This is a genomic window from Actinomycetospora sp., assembly GCF_055612215.1.
The window spans coordinates 1-2,395 of the sequence record NZ_JBVPVA010000825.1; the positions used below are offsets into that span (position 1 = coordinate 1).

Here is a 2,395-nt window from a genome sequence, read left to right on the forward strand (position 1 = left end):
CGCGTCTGCGGCCGGCGTACACGGCGATCGGGCTGACCCCGGACGGCGGGATGACCGCGACTCTGCCCGCCGCGGTCGGGCGGGCGCGGGCGCTGGACATGCTGCTGACCAACCGGCCCATGGGTGCCGACGAGGCCGCGACGGCGGGCCTCGCGTCGCGCGTCGTCCCGGACGCGGACGTGCGCGCCGAGACCGACGCGGTCGCCGCGGCCATCGCCGCCGGGCCGCCGGAGGCGCTCGCGGCCACCAAGCGGCTCGTCCGCGCGGCGGGCGGGGTGCTCACCGACGCCCACTTCGAGGTCGAGGCGAAGTCGATCGGCGACCGGGGCTTCTCGGCCGAGGGCCGCGAGGGCGTCGGCGCGTTCGTCGAGAAGCGTCGTCCGAGGTGGCCGTCGGCCACCTGAGCCGAAAATGCGGCCATCACCGCACTTCCTGCCCACGAGCGCGGAGCGCACCTAGGCTCCCGCCGTGCGTCTGCCGCTGCGCGCCCGCCTGGTCGGGGTGCTCCGTTCCCGTCTCGCCGGATCCGTCGCCGACCTGCCGCCCGAGGAGGTCCCCGCCGCGCGCGAGCGTTCCGGGCGCATCCAGGCCGGGCCCGCGGGTCGGGTGATCGTCGGGGCGCACGACCGGCGCGTCGTCGTCGAGGACACCGAGGTCACGACGGCCGAGGCGGTCCTGCCCGTCCGCGTGTACCGGCCGCCGTCGGCCGCGACGGTGCCCGCCCCGCTCGTCGTGAACTTCCACGGCGGCGGCTACGTGCAGGGTGACCTCCTGCAGTCCGACTGGTTCTGCGGCCAGGTCGCGCTGCTCGCCGGGGTCGTCGTCGTGTCCGTGGACTACCGGCTCGCGCCCGAGCACCCGTTCCCGGTCCCCGCGCAGGACGCCTACGCCGCGACCGCCGCCCTGGCCGCCGAGCCGGGGCGTTGGGGCATCGATCCGACGCGGATCGGCGTCATGGGCGACAGCGCCGGCGGCAACCTCGCGACCGTCGTCTGCCTCATGGTCCGCGACGCCCGCCGTCGTGGCGACGACGCCCCGGCGATCGGGGTGCAGTGCCTGGTCTACCCGGGCACCGAGATGGTCGAGGTGCTCCCGTCGGAGCGCGCCATCCCGCACGCGCCGATCCTCGACGCGTCGGACATCCGCGGCTTCGCCGCGCTCTACCTCGCTGGCGCCGACGGGACGGTCCCCTACGCCTCGCCGCTGCGCGCGGACCTGTCCGACCTGCCGCCCGCCCTCGTGCAGACCGCCGAGCACGACCCGCTGCGCGACCACGGCACCCACTACGCCGATGCGCTGCGCCGCGCCGGGGTCCCGGTCCGCCACACCGAGTACCAGGGTGCGCCGCACGGCTACATCTCGATGCCGCGCCTGCTGCCCGCCGTCGCGCACCAGGCCGCGTGGGAGGTCGCGGACCGGGTGCGCGCCGAGCTCGTCAGCCCGGTCCACGCCTGACGGCGGGTCCCGGTCGTCAGGGGACGATCTGCACCCGGTCGTTCGGGTTCAGGTGCTCGAAGAAGCGCTTCGCGTCGGCCTCGCCCAGCCGCACGCACCCCGCCGACTGGCGGTCGAGGGTGCCCTGGTGGAACGCCCGGCCGTTGCCGTCGAAGAACACCGCGTAGGGCATCTTCGCGCCCTCGAACTCCTGGCTGACGTGGTGGCGGTCCTTGCGCTGGACGACGAAGTCGCCGGTCGGGGTCTCGTGGCCCCGGCCACCGTGCGTGGTGGCGACGGGGCCGTGCACGACGGTGCCCCGGCCGTCCAGCAGCCACGCCCGGTTCTCGGAGAGGTCGACGCACGCCTTGATCGTCGGCGTCTGGCACGGCGTCCCCCCGACGCCGGGCGCGGTCCCCGCCGGCGCCGCCGCAGCCACTCCCGAGAGCTGGACCACGCCCATGCCGACCGCTGCCACCGACAGCGCCACCCGCCCCGTACCCGTGCGCTCCCGCCGCCGGCGGTGCCTGCCCTGCGCCACTCGACCTCGCTCGTTCGGCCTGCTCGCCGGACGCCAAACCGCGCCGGCGTGCGCACACCGCTGCCCGCAGGCGCGCACGAACCGGACAACGACGCCGCATCGGGACGGTAACGGTCGAACGGCGCGTCGTGGCTCGGTCCGTGCGCGGCAGGGGATGCCCCGGGTCGCGAGGGGCACACGGGGCAGGTCGGAGTCGGTCCGGAGCTGTGTGGCGTGCTCCTGATCAACGCGCCTGGCGTGCTGGGATCCACGAGGGGCACACGGCGCAGGCCGGAGGCGGGGCGGATTCAAGGGTCTGTCGCAACACCCTGTCTGGGAGCGGGTGTGTGATGGCGGGTGCGGTGTCGCGGTCGCGGGTGCGGGAGTTCTGGCGGGCTCGGTTGCGGGGTCTGGATCATGGGCAGGCGTGTGCCCGGGTCG

The 2,395-nt window shown here is 75.7% G+C and carries 3 protein-coding genes; 2 read left to right on the plus strand and 1 reads right to left on the minus strand.

Going from position 1 to position 2,395, the window contains the following annotated elements; translation table 11 throughout:
- Both AC0CYZ_RS22490 and AC0CYZ_RS22495 read left to right on the plus strand, forming a co-directional pair.
- On the plus strand, window positions 1-404 hold a 404-nt coding region (locus tag AC0CYZ_RS22490; RefSeq protein ID WP_472219440.1), incomplete at its 5' end, for an enoyl-CoA hydratase/isomerase family protein.
- 64 nt (window positions 405-468) lie between these two features.
- On the plus strand, window positions 469-1,455 hold the full coding sequence (locus AC0CYZ_RS22495; RefSeq protein ID WP_472219442.1) for an alpha/beta hydrolase: 987 nt from the start codon (window positions 469-471) through the stop codon (window positions 1,453-1,455).
- Window positions 1,456-1,471: 16 nt separating this feature from the next.
- Here AC0CYZ_RS22495 and AC0CYZ_RS22500 read toward each other — a convergent pair whose 3' ends face one another.
- Window positions 1,472-1,975 carry a L,D-transpeptidase gene (locus tag AC0CYZ_RS22500; RefSeq protein ID WP_472219444.1) on the minus strand — a complete coding sequence of 168 codons (504 nt, stop codon included), beginning with the start codon at window positions 1,973-1,975 and terminating at the stop codon, window positions 1,472-1,474.
- Window positions 1,976-2,395 lie beyond the last annotated feature (420 nt).